We start from the raw sequence: 15,986 nt of genomic DNA, 5'->3' as shown, positions 1-15,986 counted from the left end.
TGGCAGTCTGCTTTCTGCTATAGAATATACAAAACATGGTGTTTCTGTGGTAAATTTGCGTAACCAGCCGGGTTGGGGGGGCTTTCTGTGGCACCGACCGTCAGAGGGTCTTGCTTTATGCCGGTATCCGAATAATTCGATCACTGATGAGTGAGGTCGACCCGTCCGCGTTTCTGTTGCGTTGCCTTTCCGCCGTCCGGCTTCGGAAGGCGCAGGCGCTGTTGTATTTTCTGTTGGCCGATCCGGGCAGCGTGCATCGTTCGGAAAAGATCATCGACCTGTTCTGGCAGGATTCCGATCAGCAAAAGGCATCCTCGTCCTATCGGCAGGTCATTCGCCATATCCGCAAGGAAATCGCCGATGTCGATGGGATCACGCTGGAAACCGGGCTGGGGGTGCTGTCGCTGCATCTGCCAGAGGGCTTCAGTTTTCATCAGCATTTCGCGACAGCCCTGTCCAGCCACCAGTGGGACGCCGACAATGCCGAGCGGATCACCGAGTTTCTAAGCTATACCCATCGGTTGGAGGGGATCAGCTCTTCCTACGATTCCTGGCTGGCGATCACACGCAGCGCCTTTCTGGCGCTTGTGCGCGAAAGCCTGGATGCAAGAATGGGCAACACGCAGGCGGGCGATCTGCCGTCGCTGCGCGATCCGGCGGGCTTTGCCCTGCAACTTGAGCCGTCGAACGAAACCGCCGCACGGATTCTGATGACGCTGGACTGGCAGGCGGGTCACGCGACCCGCGCCATCGAACGCTATAACGCGCTTTACGCCCATCTGGACGAGGAATTCGATCAGGAGCCCGAGGCTGAAACGATCGAACTTCTGGCCGCGATCAAGCTGAACCCGACCGCGGGCGGGGTGCGCCGTCAGGTGACCGACCGCCGCCCCGAGGTCAGCCTGAGCGTCAGGATGCTGCCGGGCGAGGGGATCCCCGCCGACATGGCCAGTTTCGGCACCGTGCTGTTCGCCGATCTGCGGATGCGGATGGGTCGGTTCCGCGAATGGCGCGTGATCGACGAACAGGGGGGCGAACAGGCGCAGATCCAGATCATGCTGCGCCCGGTCCATGCGCTTGGCCGCTATCACCTGTTCGTCGATGTCCAGAACGGCAGCGACGGGCAGTTGATGTGGTCGGAAGTGATCGACCAGCCCGAAACCGAATGGGAGGCGAAGGCCCGCGTCCTGCTGTCGAACATCGCCAACGCCCTGTCGGTGGTGGTGTCCGACAAATCGCTGTCGGATTCGGGGTCTGCGATCTACGACCGCTGGCTGCGGGCGCAGGCCCTGCTGGATGCGTGGTCGCCCCAGACCGAGGGCAAGGCCCTGTCCATGCTGGAGGACATCACCCGCGACGCGCCGCGCTTCGGGGCCGCCCATGCCGAGCTGGCTGGCGCGCTGAATGTGCGGCACGTCCTGTTGCCCGGCACGTTCCAGACCGAAGAGGTCAAGCAGCGCGCCCTGCATCACGCCATCATGGCGGTGTCGATCGACCCGCTGGACACGCGGGCGCATCGGGTCGTGGCATGGTGTTATTGCCATAAACGCGAATTCGGCCTGGCGGAATTTCACTTCGAACAGTCGCTGAACCTGAATCGCAGCAATCCGATGACGCTGGCCTCTTGCGCGCTTGGCTTCGCATTCGCCGGCAATCCGGGCCGCGCGGGCGACCTGATCGCAGAGGCCAAGTCCCATTCGGCGGTGATGGAACCCTTTCACCTGATCTACATGGCGGCGGTAGATTACCTGCGCGGCGATTATGCCCAATCGGCCGAGGAATGCAGCCGCGGAACGGGGTTGATGCCAACCGTGGGTGGCTGGCACGCGGCCTCGCTGTGGAAGCTGGGACGCACACAGGACGCGCAACGGCGTCTGGCCGATTACCTGACCGAAATCCGCGCGCAATGGTGTGGCGAGGATGATCCCGAAGATGCAAGGATCATCGAGTGGTTCGTGTCCTGCTTTCCCCTGCATGAAGAAAGCGCCGCCGCCGATCTGCGCCGGACGCTGCAGGATATCGCTGGCGATTAGCGGCACATGTTCGTCGCGTAGATCCCGACCGAACGATAGAAGGACCGCAGCGGGCTTTTCATGATGTCGTTCTTGACGTCATCGGCGGGATTGCCGCCCGCATCCTTGAAGGTACAGCGGTCCGCGATGCTGGCCTTGATATGGTCTTCCAGCTTCTGCTGCATCTCGGCGCTCATGTCGCGCTCGGCGGCGGCGAATTCGCGGACCATCTGCAGCATGTCATCCTGCATGCTGGCCAACATCAGCGCCCGGTCCAGTTCATAGGACAGGGGTGGCCGAAAGCCGTTCGCGCTGCCTTGCGATTTCAGCAGGGTATCGGTGATTTCAAGCGTTTCGTCCGAGGGCACGACAAGGATCCGGCGGTTGCGATCCGATCCACGATCGCCGCGCATCCGGGTTTCGAATTCGATCCGGACCTCGCAATTTTCAAGGATGGCCGCGCGTTCGTCATCGCTCAGCTCGGCGCCGCCGCTATGCAGCGCGAAATCCTGCACCATCAGGGCGTGGCGGACCTGATCCTCGAAGGTTTCAAGTTCGGCCACGGTGACATTGCCGGGGCCGCGTTTCGACAGATCGACCATCAACTGACCGATATATTCGACATTCAGCGCGGTGCCGTCCTGGCCTTTCTGCCGGTCGATGCTGCCATCGGGGTGCAGGAAATATTCGGCCTGATCGACCTCGGATCCGACAATCACGTATTTCGGGTTACTCATCACTTATCCCCTTCTCACAAGTTTGATCAGTTCCAGCATGGTGGCGGGTCGCGGCAGATTCTGCGCCGCAGGCAGTTCGGGGGCCAGGGCGACGCGGTCGATCGAGCCCATGATCGACCCGCGCAACAAGGCACTGCCAAAGGGACCAAGCCCCCCTTTCTGGCCGTAAAGCTGTGCCTCGATCATCATCATCTGAAACAGCGGCCCCCATTCGACGACCTCGGCGGTCAGATCGATGGGCGCGGCCGGAAAGCGGGCGTTGAAATCCTGTGCCAGCCGGTCGGGCGTCAGGCGGTCGCGCCATGCCGCCGGCAGCTTTGCCAGCGCGGACTCGATCACCGGGTTGCCGGGGCGCAGGGGCAGGGCCTCGGCCGCGGAACGATCATCCAGCGCGATCACGGCGGCAGCCGACACGGGCGCGCGCAGTTCCGGCGCGACGCTGGCCGAGAGGCCGGTTTTCGGCCCGCCCGGTTTCTCACCGAACAGCAGCGGCCAATCTACGGCCCAATCGGTCTCCGCCTCGCTGTGATCGAAGCCCGATTTCAGCAGCACGCGCAGGTTGTGGCTGCCCGACCGGCCCAGATGATAGGCCGCCAGCGGCATGGCGTGAAAGGCGCGGAACAGCCCGTGCAGCAGGGTCGTTTCGTCCAGCCGCCATTCCTGCGGAATCTGGGTCAGGGCGGCGATGTCGGGGTGAACAAAGCGGGGCAGGATGTCCTGGGCGACGATGTGATGCCACACCCGGACGGCATGGTTGCGCACGATCACATAGGCCTGAAATGGGCGATGTGCCGGCAACAGGCTGCGGGCGCAAAGGTTGTGGAACTGCATCCATGCGACGGTCAGCTCATGCAGCATCAGCGTGTCGCGATTGCGTTCGTCATACAGCGCCCGTATCACCTCGCGCCGGTCAGACAGCGGGTCGGGCGACACGCGATAGACCCGCGCCAGCCGCGCACCCGGCGTCAGGCGGAACAGCATCGTTTCGGGGTCGTAGAGGGTCGAGGCCATCGACGGACCCGAGCCATAGACCGTTTCAAGCGTCAGCGGATTGTCGATCAGGTTGTAGCGCGTCGGCCCCAGCGCCGCGACCGCGGTCATGTCCTTGCCCCGGCGCGCATGCGGCACGCTGGACATAGAGACGCTGCTGCCCATGTCGTGGCCCATCAGCTGACCCAGATAGGTATAGCCCGACGGAATATGCGCGGTCTGCGCAAGGCAGGCGCGGCGCCAGACCGGATCGGTGCGCAGAAGAATCTGCGGCATCTGACGCGCATTGGGATGGGGGCCTTGCGCGGGGGGTGGCGGGGCCGCGCGTTCGACCATCAGCGTCGGGTCGAAGGCATCGGGGCTGCACCCGAACCGGCACACGGTTTCCTCAAGGTGAAGCTCATCTGTCTGCGGCATGATATGACCCCCTTGCATATGTCAGAAAAACGGCGAGCCGCGCTCGGGCGTGACGCAGGGCGGCACGATCTGCGGGCGGCACAGCCAGACGCGGATCGGCCCGTCGGGCGGCGTGATGTCATCCAGATGCACCGGCGCCCCGAACATCTTTTCGGCCTTCACCGCGGTGCGGGCCACGGGCTCGACCTCGGGGGCGTCGGGCAGCAGGGCGGGGCTATAGCGCGCATAGGCGGCGATCTGGCGCTGGACCGCGCCCATCAGCGCGGTCTGCCCGCTGCCCCGCGCGGCCAGCAGCTCCATCAGGTTCATCTCCATCAGCAGCATTTCCCGCAGCGCCTTGCCGGCCGAGGCGGTGGGCGACGGATCGCAGCCAAAGCCAAGGATCGGTTCCTGTCCTTCAGGGCTGGTGCTGCGACAGATGGTGACGACGGGATGGTCCGCGCCCGCATCAATGCACCAGAACCGGGTTCGGCGTTTCAGCGCCGCCCCGGCGCGCCCGTCTGCCAGTTGTTGTTCAAGCCCCTGCCGTTGCAGCCAGGCGCCCTGCACCGGTGCGGCCGCCGCGCCGTGGCCATCCCACCAGGACATGATCGCGAAACGCTCATACGCCTCCATCAGCGCGGCGCGGCGGGCGATGTTCTGATCGACATGGGCGGCAATCCCGTCACGCAGCGGGTTGAACGCGACCTCGCCGCTTTGCAGGGCGTGGATTTCGGCGGTTTCGCCAAGGCAGCGGTGAAAGGCATCGGCGCGGCAGCGGCCCACGCCGCTTGCCGTGCGGTTGCCGTCGGTCAGCGCCTGCAGGATCGACATCTGGGGTGCAAAGAAGCTTTCGCGCCAGTCATAGCGCCGCCAGGTGGAAATCAAAGCATTTGGTTCCATTACCAAGCTGTTCATCAAATCGGGGCCCGGTCAAAAGAATGAATGTCATCCCTTCCTAGGCGTCGGTTGTGAACTGGCTGTGAATCGGGAAATGCTGCAATGCGGCAAGCCCGTATGGGGCAGTGTCACAGAGCTGTCTCACTCGTCCGTGATTGTTCACCGTGGTCGAACAGAGAAAGTGAGATTTCGCGGCTAATCTTTTTTAACCGGGCCGCTTATCTCCCCTCTCACAACGGGACGATGTCCCAACGGAAACAAAGGAAATACGTTATGAAACATACTGTTGCCATCCTGACCGCCCTTGCCCTGTCGACCGGTGCCGCTGCTGCCGCTGGCCCGAACACCGTGAACGAACGCCCGGGTGATGTTGCCCATGTCGTGTCGGCCAACAACACCACGCAAGTTCGCGCAGACAGCGTTCTGACCACCAAAGAACTGCACCGCGCAGGTCTGTCGGCTGATGCCAAACTGACCGTCACCAGCTATCCTTCGGAAGAATACACCATCGCCGAGCAAGAACGTTGATCGGTTGCAGCAGAAGCGTTCGGATGATGTCCGAACGCTTCTCGCGGTGCATTGAAACCGCCGGTGACCGCCCCACAAGGGCGGTTTTCCTTTTCCGATGAATGGTGCATTGTCGGGGGTCCTTGCCGACAAGCGGACCACTCGTTTCATGGACACCACAATTCTGCGCACTTTTGTCGCCATTCTCGATGACGGCAGCTTTGCGGCGGCGGCCCGCAAGATGGGCATCTCGCGCAGTCTTTGCAGCAAATACATCTCGGACCTGGAAGAAGATCTGGGCGTTCGCCTGCTGATGCGGACGACGCGGTCCGTGCGCCCGACCGTCATCGGACAGGAATATGGCCAGCGTATCCGCGAGGTTCTGCGACAGCTTGATGCCGCGAATGAAGGGGTGCGGGCCGCCAGCGGCAATCCCGCCGGCACGCTGAAAGTCGGTGCGCCGATCACCTACACGCTGAAATCGCTGCAAGCCCATCTGATCGATTTCATGGACCTGTATCCTTCGATCGAACTGGAACTGGTTCTGGACGACGGAACCTCCAATCTGGTGGATGAGGGTTATGCCGCGGTGATCCGCATCGGCGTGCTGCGTGATTCAACGCTGCATGCGCGCCGCCTTGACGATGTGCGCATCATGATGGTGGCCGCGCCCGAATATCTTGACCAGCGCGGCACCCCGACCGAGCCGCAGCACCTGTTGCAGCATAGCTGCCTGCATTACAACAACCTGCGCGAGGCAGAGACATGGCAGTTGCAGCGCGATGGCGAGCCGATCTACCAGAAGGTTCAGCCCGTCTTTTCCTCGAACAGCACCGAGATGCTGCAGCAGATGGCACTCAGCGGGCGAGGGATCGCTATGATGCCCGAATTCGCGGTGGCCGATGACATCGCGGCAGGACGGCTTGTGCCGATCATGCATAATTATGTCATCCCCGCCTTGCCGGTGCATCTGCTGTATCCCACGGGCAAGCTGATGACCGCCGCCTTGCGCAGTTTCCTGGATCATTTCGCCAAGCTGCGTCTGGGTTAGGGGCGATAGCCGCGGCCTGTCTTTATTCTGCGCCAACGGTCCTGCGCGGCGATCGCGTCGGGCATTGACGCGAACCAGTCGCGTCGTTCCTGCCCGGCTGTGCCGATCCGGCCCCAGTTGCGGATCAACACGACCCCGCCGAACAGATCGGGTTGCAGATCAATGCTGTAGAACCGCGCCATGTTGCGGCATGTGTCCGATCTGGTCAGGATCACGCGGCTGCTGCCCATAGCCGAAACCGTTTCGTGCCGGTCACTTCGCGGACAATCCCCATGCGATGCATCCGCGCCAGAAGGCGTTCCGAAGTGTCGCGGCTGGTGCCGGTCGCCTGTTCGACCATCGCCGTCGACATCAGCGGATGCGCCGCCAGCGCATCGATGACCCGGGCGGGGTTCTGCCCCTTGATCCGCGCGGTGCGCAGCTTGGCCTCGGCCGCCCAGTCACGCAGGCGAAGCAGGTGGATGCGGGCCTCGGTCGCACCCAGGGTCAGCGCGGCAAGGTGATTCGGCAGGCGTCGCGCGGGATCGCCGCTGTCGGTCCAGACCGCGCGACCGTGCAGGCCCATCGGCAGGAATGTCAGCGCCTCGGTGCCGATGGCCATCTGGCGGGCGGTCCAGACCGCCGCCTCGATCGGGGTGTCGGGCGGTGACAGGTCCGAAAGCCGCCACAGGGTCCGCAGTGCAGGCCCGCGACAGAACGCGTGCAGCCCGGCAAGTCGTTCGTTTTGTTCGTGAAAGCCCGCGATTGCCTCGTCCAGATCATGACCGGCCGCGCGGCGGGCGACATCCTGCGCAAGACCGGTGAATTCCGATCTGTGCAGGCCCAGAAACGCCCGCAGGTCGGGCGGCACGGTCGCGCCTTCCAGCCGCCGTAACGCCCAACGGGCCTGGCGCATCGCCTCTAGATCCGCATCGGCGCGCGCATCCATCAGATCGCGACCGATTTCTTCGCGTCGCAGAGGCGTGCCCTGCGCCCAAAGCATCGCCTCGACCTCGGTCAGGGCCAGACGGCGGATTGCGCCATCACGGTCGGTTCCGGACATGTCGCCCAGCATCGCATCCAGTCGCCCCACCGCCATCGCGGCATCCGCCAGTTCAGTGACGGACATTTCCTGTGCTCGCTGCCATTTCCGTGGATCTATCAGCGGTGTGTGATCGGCCTGCGGCAGGGGCGGCGACCAGTCCTCTACAGGTTCGATTGACAGGTTATCAAGATCGCCGGGTTCCATATCCGCAGATTAGGGCCGTTCCGCGAAAATCCCAAAGACTTCCTCGCTGATTAGAAAACCTGATGGGATGGATAAAAACAAACAACTTCTTCTTTTGGATCGCTCTGCTAACTTGATCGCACAAGCTGCCCGACCCCGGGCAAGTCAGAGATTCGTCAAGCGGAGGACGTCATGGACGGCAAGGATATGGAAACCGGGGGTTGCCCCGTCATGCATGGCAGCACCAAGCATGTTTCGTTCGGCGGTCGCAGCAATCGCGACTGGTGGCCGAACCAGTTGAACCTGAAGATCCTGCATCAGAACACGCCTCTTGGAAATCCGATGGGCGCCGAATTCGATTATCGCGCGGAATTTCAGAAGCTTGATCTGGATGCGGTCAAGCAGGATCTGTTCGCGCTGATGACCGACAGCAAGGAATGGTGGCCCGCCGATTACGGCCATTACGGCCCGTTCTTCATCCGCATGGCCTGGCACAGCGCCGGGACCTATCGCACCGGCGACGGGCGCGGGGGCTCGACCTCTGGTTCGCAGCGTTTCGCGCCGCTGAACAGCTGGCCGGATAACGCCAATCTGGACAAGGCGCGCCGTCTGCTGTGGCCGATCAAACAGAAATACGGCGATGCGCTGTCCTGGGCCGACCTTCTGATCCTTGCCGGGAATTGCGCGATTGAATCGATGGGCGGCAAGGTCTTTGGTTTCGGCGGGGGCCGCGAGGATATCTGGGAACCGGAAGAAGACATCTACTGGGGCACCGAGGAAGAGTGGCTGGCCACCAGCGACAAGAAAGGCAGCCGCTATTCGGGCGAGCGCGTTCTGGAAAACCCGCTGGCCGCCGTGCAGATGGGCCTGATCTATGTGAACCCGGAAGGGCCGGACGGAAACCCCGATCCCGTCGCCTCGGGCCGCGATATCCGCGAAACCTTTGGCCGGATGGGCATGAATGACGAGGAAACCGTCGCCCTGACCGCAGGTGGCCATACCTTCGGCAAATGCCACGGCGCGGGCGATGCCGCCATGGTCGGGCGCGAGCCCGAGGGCGAAGACATCGCCGCGCAGGGCCTTGGCTGGATCAGCACCTTCGAAAGCGGCAAGGGCGGCCATACCATCACCTCGGGGATCGAGGGGGCTTGGACGCCGAACCCGACGCAATGGGATAATGGCTATTTCGACATGCTGTTCGGCTACGAATGGGAACTGACCAAAAGCCCCGCAGGCGCACATCAGTGGACCCCGGTCGGGGTGGACCAGGATCACATGGCCCCTGCTGCGCATGATGCCGACATCAAGGTCAAGACCATCATGACCACCGCCGATATGGCGATGCGGATGGATCCGATCTATGAACCGATCTCGCGCCGTTTCCACGAGAACCCAGAAGAGCTGAAGGAAGCCTTCGCACGGGCGTGGTTCAAGCTGACCCACCGCGACATGGGGCCGAAATCGCGCTATCTGGGCAAGGATGTCCCGGCCGAGGATCTGCTGTGGCAGGATCCGATCCCGGCCCGCGACCATGCCCTGATCGAGGATGCCGATATCGCAACGCTGAAAGAGCAGATCCTCTCGTCCGGTCTGACGGTTCAGGAACTGGTCCAGACCGCCTGGGCCAGCGCGGCGACCTTCCGTGGGTCCGACAGCCGTGGCGGCGCCAACGGCGCCCGCATTCGCCTTGCGCCACAGAAGGACTGGGACGTCAACCAGCCGCAGCAATTGTCCAAGGTTCTGACCGTGCTTGAAAAAGTGCAGGCAGACTTCAATGCCGGGGCCGCTGGCGGCAAGCAGGTGTCGCTGGCCGACCTGATCGTTCTGGGCGGTGGCGCGGCCATCGAACAGGCCTCGGGCGGGGCGGTGCAGGTGCCTTTCGCGCCCGGCCGTACCGATGCCAGCCAGGACCAGACCGATGCCGAGGGCATGGAGGTTCTGGAACCCGAAGCCGACGGTTTCCGCAACTATCTGAAGGCGGATTATTCCGTGCCGACCGAAAGGTTGCTGATCGACCGGGCGCAATTGCTGACCCTGACCGCACCCGAAATGACGGTGCTGATCGGCGGCCTGCGGGTTCTGGGCAACAACCACGGCAATTCCAGCACCGGCGTGTTCACCGACCGTCCGGGCGAGCTGACGAATGATTTCTTCGTCAACCTTCTGGACATGGAAACCGAGTGGAAGCCCGTCGCCGGAACCGATCAGCTGTTCGAAGGCTTTGACCGGACCAGCGGTGACAAGAAATGGACCGGCAGCCGTGTCGATCTGGTCTTTGGCTCGAACTCGCAATTGCGGGCACTGGCCGAGGTCTATGCCTGCGAGGGCAATCAGGCCAAGTTCCAGCGCGATTTCGTCCGCGCCTGGACCAAGGTCATGAATGCGGATCGGTTCGACCTGATCTGATCACGGGACGCGGGTCCTGGGCTTGGCCCGGGGCCCGCGTTTCGCCGGCCTAGTCGCGCGACGCGGCCAGACCACCCCCCGCCTGACGTCGCCGCGCCAGATCCAGCTTGGCCTGTTCTTCGGTGACGTGGCGCAGACAATCGCGCACATAGCCCAGATGGGCATGGGCTGCCTGCGCCGCACGCGACGGATCGCGCGCGATGATCGCATCGGCAATCTCGTGATGCTGTTCATGCAGGCGTTTCCGGGTATCGGCGATGCTGAACATGCGTCCGCGATTGTGGATCACATCCATCCGCAGATTGCCCGACAACGCCCGCATGATCTGCAACAGCACAAGGTTATGCGTCGCCTCGTAGATCAGCTGATGCAGTTCGGCATCGGCTTCGGCCTCTTCCTCGGCGTCGGTGGCGGCATGGGCGTTATCGATTCGCGACAGCGATGTGCGGATCCGGTCCAGATCGACATCGGTGGCGCGTTCGGCGGCCAGTGCGGCGGCCTGACTTTCGACGATATCGCGAAATTCCAGATAATCATCCGCCAGCGCCGCGCTGCCGGTCAGAAGGTTCATCAGCGGATCGGTGATCGCTTGCTGACCCAGGGCCGCGACACGCATTCCGCGCCCGCCCTCGGCCGTCAGCAAACCCTTGTCCACCAAGGTCTTAAGCCCATCTCGCAGCGTGGGTCGCGAGACGTCCAGCCGCAGCGCCAATTCGCGTTCGGCCAGCAAGGACTGACCCGGACGCAGCGTGCCTTCCAGGATCAGCGATTGGATATGTTGGGCGACGGCATCGGCGGCCCGTTCGGTCTTGATCGCGCACATGGCGGGTCCTTTCGGCGCGGATTGGGGTTTGACATGCTTGGTCAAATTATTTTACCAAACCTAGGTAGCGAGGAGGAGGCACCATGTCCAGTATTGTCATGCCCCAGCCAGATGAACGTATCCTGTCACGCGCACCGCAGATAGTCGCGGCGCTGCGACAGGCGCTGCCCGATGACGCGGTGATATCCGATCTGGTCGAAACGCGCGCCTATGAATGCGACGCCTTGACGGCCTATCGATGCCCGCCCTTGGCGGTGGTCCTGCCGCGCAGTACGGCCGAGGTCGCGGCGGCGATGCGGGTCTGTGCCGACATGGGGGTGCCTGTTGTGCCGCGCGGTGCCGGCACCTCGCTTGCGGGTGGGGCGCTGCCGACGGCGGATTGCGTCGTGATCGGAACCATGCGGTTGAATTCATTTCTTGAAATCGACACACAGAACCGGTTCGCGCGGGTCCAGACCGGTGTGACGAACCTCTCTGTCAGCGCCGAACTGGAGCCGTTGGGCTTTTTCTACGCGCCTGACCCGTCGTCGCAGCTGGCCTGCACCATCGCGGGCAATATCGCCATGAATTCAGGTGGCGCGCATTGCCTGAAATACGGTGTGACGACGAATAATCTGATGGGGGCGACGGTCGTTCTGACCACGGGCGAGGTGATCGAACTGGGCGGTCCCGAGATGGGACCGCAGGGTCTTGATCTTCTTGGTCTGCTGTGCGGGTCCGAAGGGCAGCTTGGCATCGTGACCGAGGCGGTGTTGAAGATCCTGCCGCGTCCCGAAGGCGCGCGGCCCGTACTGATCGGTTTCGACGATGCCGAGGTCGCGGGCGAATGCGTGGCGCGGATCATCCGCTCGGGCATCCTGCCTGTCGCGATCGAATATATGGACGAACCCTGCCTGCGGGCGGTCGAAGCCTTCGCCAGGGCGGGCTATCCCAAATGCGCCGCGGTCCTGATCGTCGAGGTCGAGGGCTCGGCCCAGGAAATCAGCGATCAGATCGCCCGGATCCGCGCTATCGCGGATGCGCTGAACCCGGTCGAATTCCGTGAAAGCCGCAATGCCGACGAGGCGCTGGCGATCTGGAAGGGGCGCAAGTCGGCCTTTGGCGCCATGGGCGTTCTTGGCGACTATATCTGCCTTGATGGCACGGTGCCGGTCGGGCAATTGCCCTTCACGCTGCGCCGGATCGGTGAGTTGTCGCGCCATCACGGGCTGGAGGTCGCGAATGTCTTTCACGCGGGCGATGGCAACATGCACCCGCTGATCCTGTTCAACGCCAACGAACCCGGTCAACTGGAACGTGCCGAGGCCTTCGGAGGCGACATTCTGCGGCTGTGTGTCGAGGTCGGCGGATGCCTGACCGGCGAACATGGGGTGGGCATCGAAAAGCGCGATCTGATGAGCACGCAGTACGGGCCCGACGATCTGGCGATCCAGATGGAGGTGAAGGACGTGTTCGATCCGCAGTGGTTGCTGAACCCGGCCAAGGTGTTCCCGCTGGATGCAAGCCAGCCCTTCCGCGAAAGGGTCGCGTGATGGACAGCATGTCCGATCTGGCGCCGGTGGACGAGGCGGAACTGGCGGCAATCCTGCGGGACCGGTGCGCGGCGCGCGATCCGGTCTGGATCAAGGGCGGCGGCACGCGGATCGCGCCACGGCGCGATGCGGTGCTGGACCTGACGCGCCTGTCCGGTGTCGTCACCTATGAACCCGGCGAGATGACCCTGATCGCCCGCGCGGGCACATCCCTGACCCAGATCCGCGAAATGCTGGCGGCCGAGGGACAGGCGCTGGCCTTCGATCCGCCCGATGTGCGCGGCATGACCGGGCGCGGCGGCGAGTCGACGATCGGCGGTGTTGTCGCGGCCAATGCCTCGGGGCCGCGCCGGCTGTTTGCCGGGGCCTGTCGCGATCACCTTCTGGGGGTGCGTTTTGTCGATGGGCAGGGGCGCCGCCTGAAGAATGGTGGACGGGTGATGAAGAACGTGACCGGGCTTGATCTGTCAAAGCTGCTGGCCGGGTCATTCGGCACCCTTGGCGTCCTGACCGAGGTGGCGTTGAAAACCCTGCCTGCCGCGCACGATCAGGCGACCTTGCAGTTCGACGCCCCGACCGAAGCCGATGCCCTGGCCCTGTTCTGCGCCGCGCTGGCCACCCCGTTCGAGGTGTCGGGCGCGGCCTGGCATGGCGGCACGGCATGGCTGCGGATCGAGGGGTTGCCCGCGCAATTGACCTATCGTCGCGACCGGCTTCTGGCGCTGCTGGATCGCAAGGGCGCGCAGGTTCTGGATGCGGCGGCTACCGCGACACGCTGGCAGGATCTGCGCGATGTCCATCATTTTCAGGGCGCGATGCCCCTGTGGCGGCTTCTGGTCAAACCGACCGACGCGCCCCGTATCGCGGATGCGCTGCGTGGGCTTGGCGGTGATCTGTCGCTGGACTGGGGCGGGGGGCTGATCTGGTATGCCGGGCCTGCCGCGCCTGCCGACCTGCGTGAACTTGTACCTCACGCGACCCTGATCCGGCCTGCGGGTCTGACCGCGTCGATCTTTCCCGCGCCTGCGGGCCCCGTCGCGCGCCTGTCGCAGGGATTGCGCCGCAGTTTCGACCCCGCAGGTATTCTGAACCCCGGTTTGATGGACGGCTGACATGCAGACGAATTTCACGGCCACGCAGCTGGCTGATCCCGCGACCGCACGCAGCAACGAAATCCTCCGCACCTGCGTACATTGCGGTTTTTGCACCGCGACCTGCCCGACCTACAAGGTGCTGGGCGACGAACTGGACAGCCCGCGCGGGCGGATCTACCTGATCAAGGACATGCTGGAAAACCAGCGCAAACCGGATGCAAAGACCGTGCAGCATATCGACCGCTGCCTGTCCTGTCTCAGCTGCATGACGACCTGTCCGTCGGGCGTGCATTACATGCATCTGGTCGATCACGCCCGCGAATATATCGAGGAAAACTATCGCCGCCCCTTGTCGGACCGTATCCTGCGACGCGTGCTGGCGGCGATCTTGCCCTATCCGGGGCGGTTCCGGCTGGCGCTGGCGGCGGCGCGGCTGGGGCGACCGTTTCGCAAGCTGATGCCAGATGCCCGGCTGCGGGCGATGCTGGACATGGCGCCGGACGATATCCCGCCGGTCAGCCGCAATGACGATCCGCAGGTTTTCACCGCCGAAGGATCGCGGCGCAAGCGGGTCGCGCTGTTGATCGGCTGTGCGCAGCGGGCCCTGAACACCGACATCAACGATGCCACCATCCGGTTACTGCGGCGGCACGGATGCGAGGTGGTGATCCCAAAGGGGATCGGCTGCTGCGGTGCGCTGACCCATCACATGGGCAAGACCGATCAAAGCCATGCGCAGGCGGCCGCGAATATCCGCGCCCTGATGGCCGAGATCGCCGGCGACGGGCTGGATGCGGTGGTCATCAACACCTCGGGATGTGGGACGACGGTGAAGGATTACGGCCATATGTTCCGCAATGATGCGCTGGCGCAGGATGCCGCGCAGATCAGCGCCCTGGCCAAGGATATCAGCGAGGTGATGGTGGATCTGGGCCTTCGGGATCCGACAAAGGCCGTGCCGTTGCGCGTGGGCTATCACGCGGCCTGTTCATTGCAGCATGGACAGCAGGTCAAATCCGCACCCAAGGACCTGCTGAGCGCGGCCGGTTTCCACGTGGTCGAACCCAGGGATCCGCATCTGTGCTGCGGATCGGCGGGAACCTATAACCTGATGCAGCCCGCCATCTCGGCCGAGCTGAAATCGCGCAAGGTCGCCACGCTCGAGGCGACTGCCCCGCAGGTCATCAGCGCCGGAAATATCGGCTGCATGATGCAGATCGGGTCGGGCACCGGGGTGCCGGTCGTCCATACCGTGCAACTGCTGGACTGGGCGACGGGCGGACCGCGCCCGCGCGGGGTGCCTGCACAGGCATGACGGATTTGCAAGCCCGCGCGCTTGCGTTAGAAGCGGGCCGTTGACCACGAGGCCGCCATGATCCTGCCCAGCACCGCCCCCGATGCCCTGACCCGCGCGGTCGATACCCTGTCTGCGGGCGGGCTGGTCGCGCTGCCGACGGAAACCGTCTATGGGCTGGCGGGGTTGTCGACCTCGGCCGGGTCCATTGCAAAGATCTACGAGGCCAAGCGCCGTCCACATACCAACCCCTTGATTTCGCATGTTTCCGGAATCGAAATGGCCGAGCGTTTCGTGATCATGGACCCGGTGTCACGGCGTCTGGCGCAGGCGATGTGGCCGGGGCCGCTGACCCTGATCCTGCCGCTAAGGCCGGGCGGTATCGATCGCAGTTCCACCAATGGACAGGAACTGGCCGCGATCCGCGCCCCCGCCGGTTTCGCGCATCAGGTGATCACACGGCTGGACGCGCCGCTTGCCGCGCCCAGTGCGAATACTTCGGGCAAGATCAGCCCCACCACCGCCCAGCATGTCGCCGAGGACCTGGGCGCGCGTGTCGATCTGATCATCGACGGCGGACCGGCCAGCCTTGGCGTGGAATCGACCGTGGTCCGTGTGCTGCCCGACGGGGTTGCGATCCTGCGTCCCGGTGCGCTGAGCGCGGACATGGTGGCCGAACTGGCGGGGGTGCCGCTGATCGGGGCAGGGGCGGGCGACAACGAATTGTCGCCGGGCACGCTGCAATCGCATTATGCGCCGGATGCGGCGATGCGCCTGAATGCCGATCATGTGCAGCCGGGCGAGGTTCTGCTGAATTTCGGCGCCCGGCAGATCGCGGGGACGCGGCAGGCGGCCGCGGTTCTGGACCTTAGCCCCAAGGGCGATCTGTCCGAGGCCGCACGCAACCTGTTCACCTATCTGCACCGCGCGGATGAGACCGGCGCCGCGATGATCGCCGTGGCGCCGATCCCGCAGTCCGGGATCGGTGTGGCGATCAACGACCGCCTGCAAAGGGCAGCCGCGCCGCGCGACTGAAC

General features: G+C 63.9%; 14 protein-coding genes. 8 read left to right on the top strand and 6 right to left on the bottom strand.

Features of this window, described 5'->3' with window-relative positions:
* Positions 1-146 precede the first annotated feature (146 nt).
* Entirely contained in the window at positions 147-2,033 is a 1,887-nt protein-coding gene (locus BMX67_RS08110) for a BTAD domain-containing putative transcriptional regulator (protein ID WP_090733929.1), read from the top strand.
* Here BMX67_RS08110 and BMX67_RS08105 read toward each other — a convergent pair.
* From BMX67_RS08105 to BMX67_RS08095, 3 genes are read right to left on the bottom strand one after another with little or no spacing between them, the layout of a single operon-like run.
* Complete coding sequence (locus BMX67_RS08105) at positions 2,030-2,749, bottom strand: hypothetical protein (protein WP_090733927.1); 720 nt, start codon at positions 2,747-2,749, stop codon at positions 2,030-2,032. The two genes, BMX67_RS08110 and BMX67_RS08105, sit on opposite strands and share 4 nt — an antisense overlap.
* A gap of 3 nt (positions 2,750-2,752) precedes the next feature.
* Complete coding sequence (locus BMX67_RS08100) at positions 2,753-4,156, bottom strand: peroxidase family protein (protein WP_090733926.1); 1,404 nt, start codon at positions 4,154-4,156, stop codon at positions 2,753-2,755.
* Positions 4,157-4,177: 21 nt separating this feature from the next.
* Positions 4,178-5,038, bottom strand: a complete 861-nt coding sequence (locus BMX67_RS08095; RefSeq protein ID WP_175479851.1) for a YcaO-like family protein — start codon at positions 5,036-5,038, stop codon at positions 4,178-4,180.
* 270 nt (positions 5,039-5,308) lie between these two features.
* On the opposite strand from BMX67_RS08095, the gene BMX67_RS08090 reads away from it, so the two are divergent.
* Complete coding sequence (locus BMX67_RS08090) at positions 5,309-5,563, top strand: hypothetical protein (RefSeq protein WP_090733923.1); 255 nt, start codon at positions 5,309-5,311, stop codon at positions 5,561-5,563.
* 148 nt (positions 5,564-5,711) lie between these two features.
* Positions 5,712-6,593, top strand: a complete 882-nt coding sequence (locus BMX67_RS08085) for a LysR family transcriptional regulator (protein ID WP_175479850.1) — start codon at positions 5,712-5,714, stop codon at positions 6,591-6,593.
* Here the strand turns inward: BMX67_RS08085 and BMX67_RS08080 are convergent.
* Together BMX67_RS08080 and BMX67_RS08075 are read right to left on the bottom strand one after the other, a co-directional pair.
* Entirely contained in the window at positions 6,590-6,823 is a 234-nt protein-coding gene (locus BMX67_RS08080; protein WP_090733920.1) for a WGR domain-containing protein, read from the bottom strand. The genes BMX67_RS08085 and BMX67_RS08080 overlap by 4 nt on opposite strands.
* Positions 6,805-7,821, bottom strand: coding sequence for a hypothetical protein (locus BMX67_RS08075; RefSeq protein ID WP_245739320.1), 1,017 nt, complete (start codon positions 7,819-7,821; stop codon positions 6,805-6,807). The genes BMX67_RS08080 and BMX67_RS08075 overlap by 19 nt, the downstream gene beginning before the upstream one ends.
* A 171-nt stretch (positions 7,822-7,992) precedes the next feature.
* Between BMX67_RS08075 and katG the strand changes: the two genes are divergently transcribed.
* Complete coding sequence (katG, locus tag BMX67_RS08070; RefSeq protein ID WP_090733916.1) at positions 7,993-10,206, top strand: catalase/peroxidase HPI; 2,214 nt, start codon at positions 7,993-7,995, stop codon at positions 10,204-10,206.
* Positions 10,207-10,255: 49 nt separating this feature from the next.
* On the opposite strand, the gene BMX67_RS08065 is transcribed toward katG, so the two are convergent.
* Positions 10,256-11,029 (bottom strand): FadR/GntR family transcriptional regulator, encoded by a 774-nt coding sequence (locus BMX67_RS08065; RefSeq protein ID WP_090733915.1) that lies wholly within the window; start codon positions 11,027-11,029, stop codon positions 10,256-10,258.
* 92 nt (positions 11,030-11,121) lie between these two features.
* Between BMX67_RS08065 and BMX67_RS08060 the strand changes: the two genes are divergently transcribed.
* Genes BMX67_RS08060 through BMX67_RS08045 form a run of 4 tightly spaced genes read left to right on the top strand, consistent with a single transcriptional unit; the run spans position 11,122 to position 15,984 of the window.
* The gene (locus BMX67_RS08060) at positions 11,122-12,561 is read left to right on the top strand and encodes an FAD-linked oxidase C-terminal domain-containing protein (RefSeq protein ID WP_217645819.1); all 1,440 of its coding nucleotides are present in this window, start codon (positions 11,122-11,124) and stop codon (positions 12,559-12,561) included.
* Positions 12,561-13,673, top strand: coding sequence for an FAD-binding protein (locus BMX67_RS08055; protein WP_425438973.1), 1,113 nt, complete (start codon positions 12,561-12,563; stop codon positions 13,671-13,673). Before BMX67_RS08060 ends, BMX67_RS08055 begins: the two co-directional genes overlap by 1 nt.
* 1 nt (position 13,674) lies before the next feature.
* Positions 13,675-14,970, top strand: a complete 1,296-nt coding sequence (gene glcF, locus BMX67_RS08050; protein ID WP_090733912.1) for a glycolate oxidase subunit GlcF — start codon at positions 13,675-13,677, stop codon at positions 14,968-14,970.
* A gap of 57 nt (positions 14,971-15,027) precedes the next feature.
* Positions 15,028-15,984: an L-threonylcarbamoyladenylate synthase gene (locus tag BMX67_RS08045; RefSeq protein ID WP_090733911.1), complete on the top strand. Its 957-nt coding sequence runs from the start codon at positions 15,028-15,030 to the stop codon at positions 15,982-15,984.
* The last annotated feature ends 2 nt before the right edge of the window (positions 15,985-15,986 follow it).

The sequence above is a fragment of the Paracoccus homiensis genome, from assembly GCF_900111675.1.
Lineage (GTDB): Bacteria > Pseudomonadota > Alphaproteobacteria > Rhodobacterales > Rhodobacteraceae > Paracoccus > Paracoccus homiensis.
This window is presented reverse-complemented; position numbering and strand designations above follow the sequence as displayed.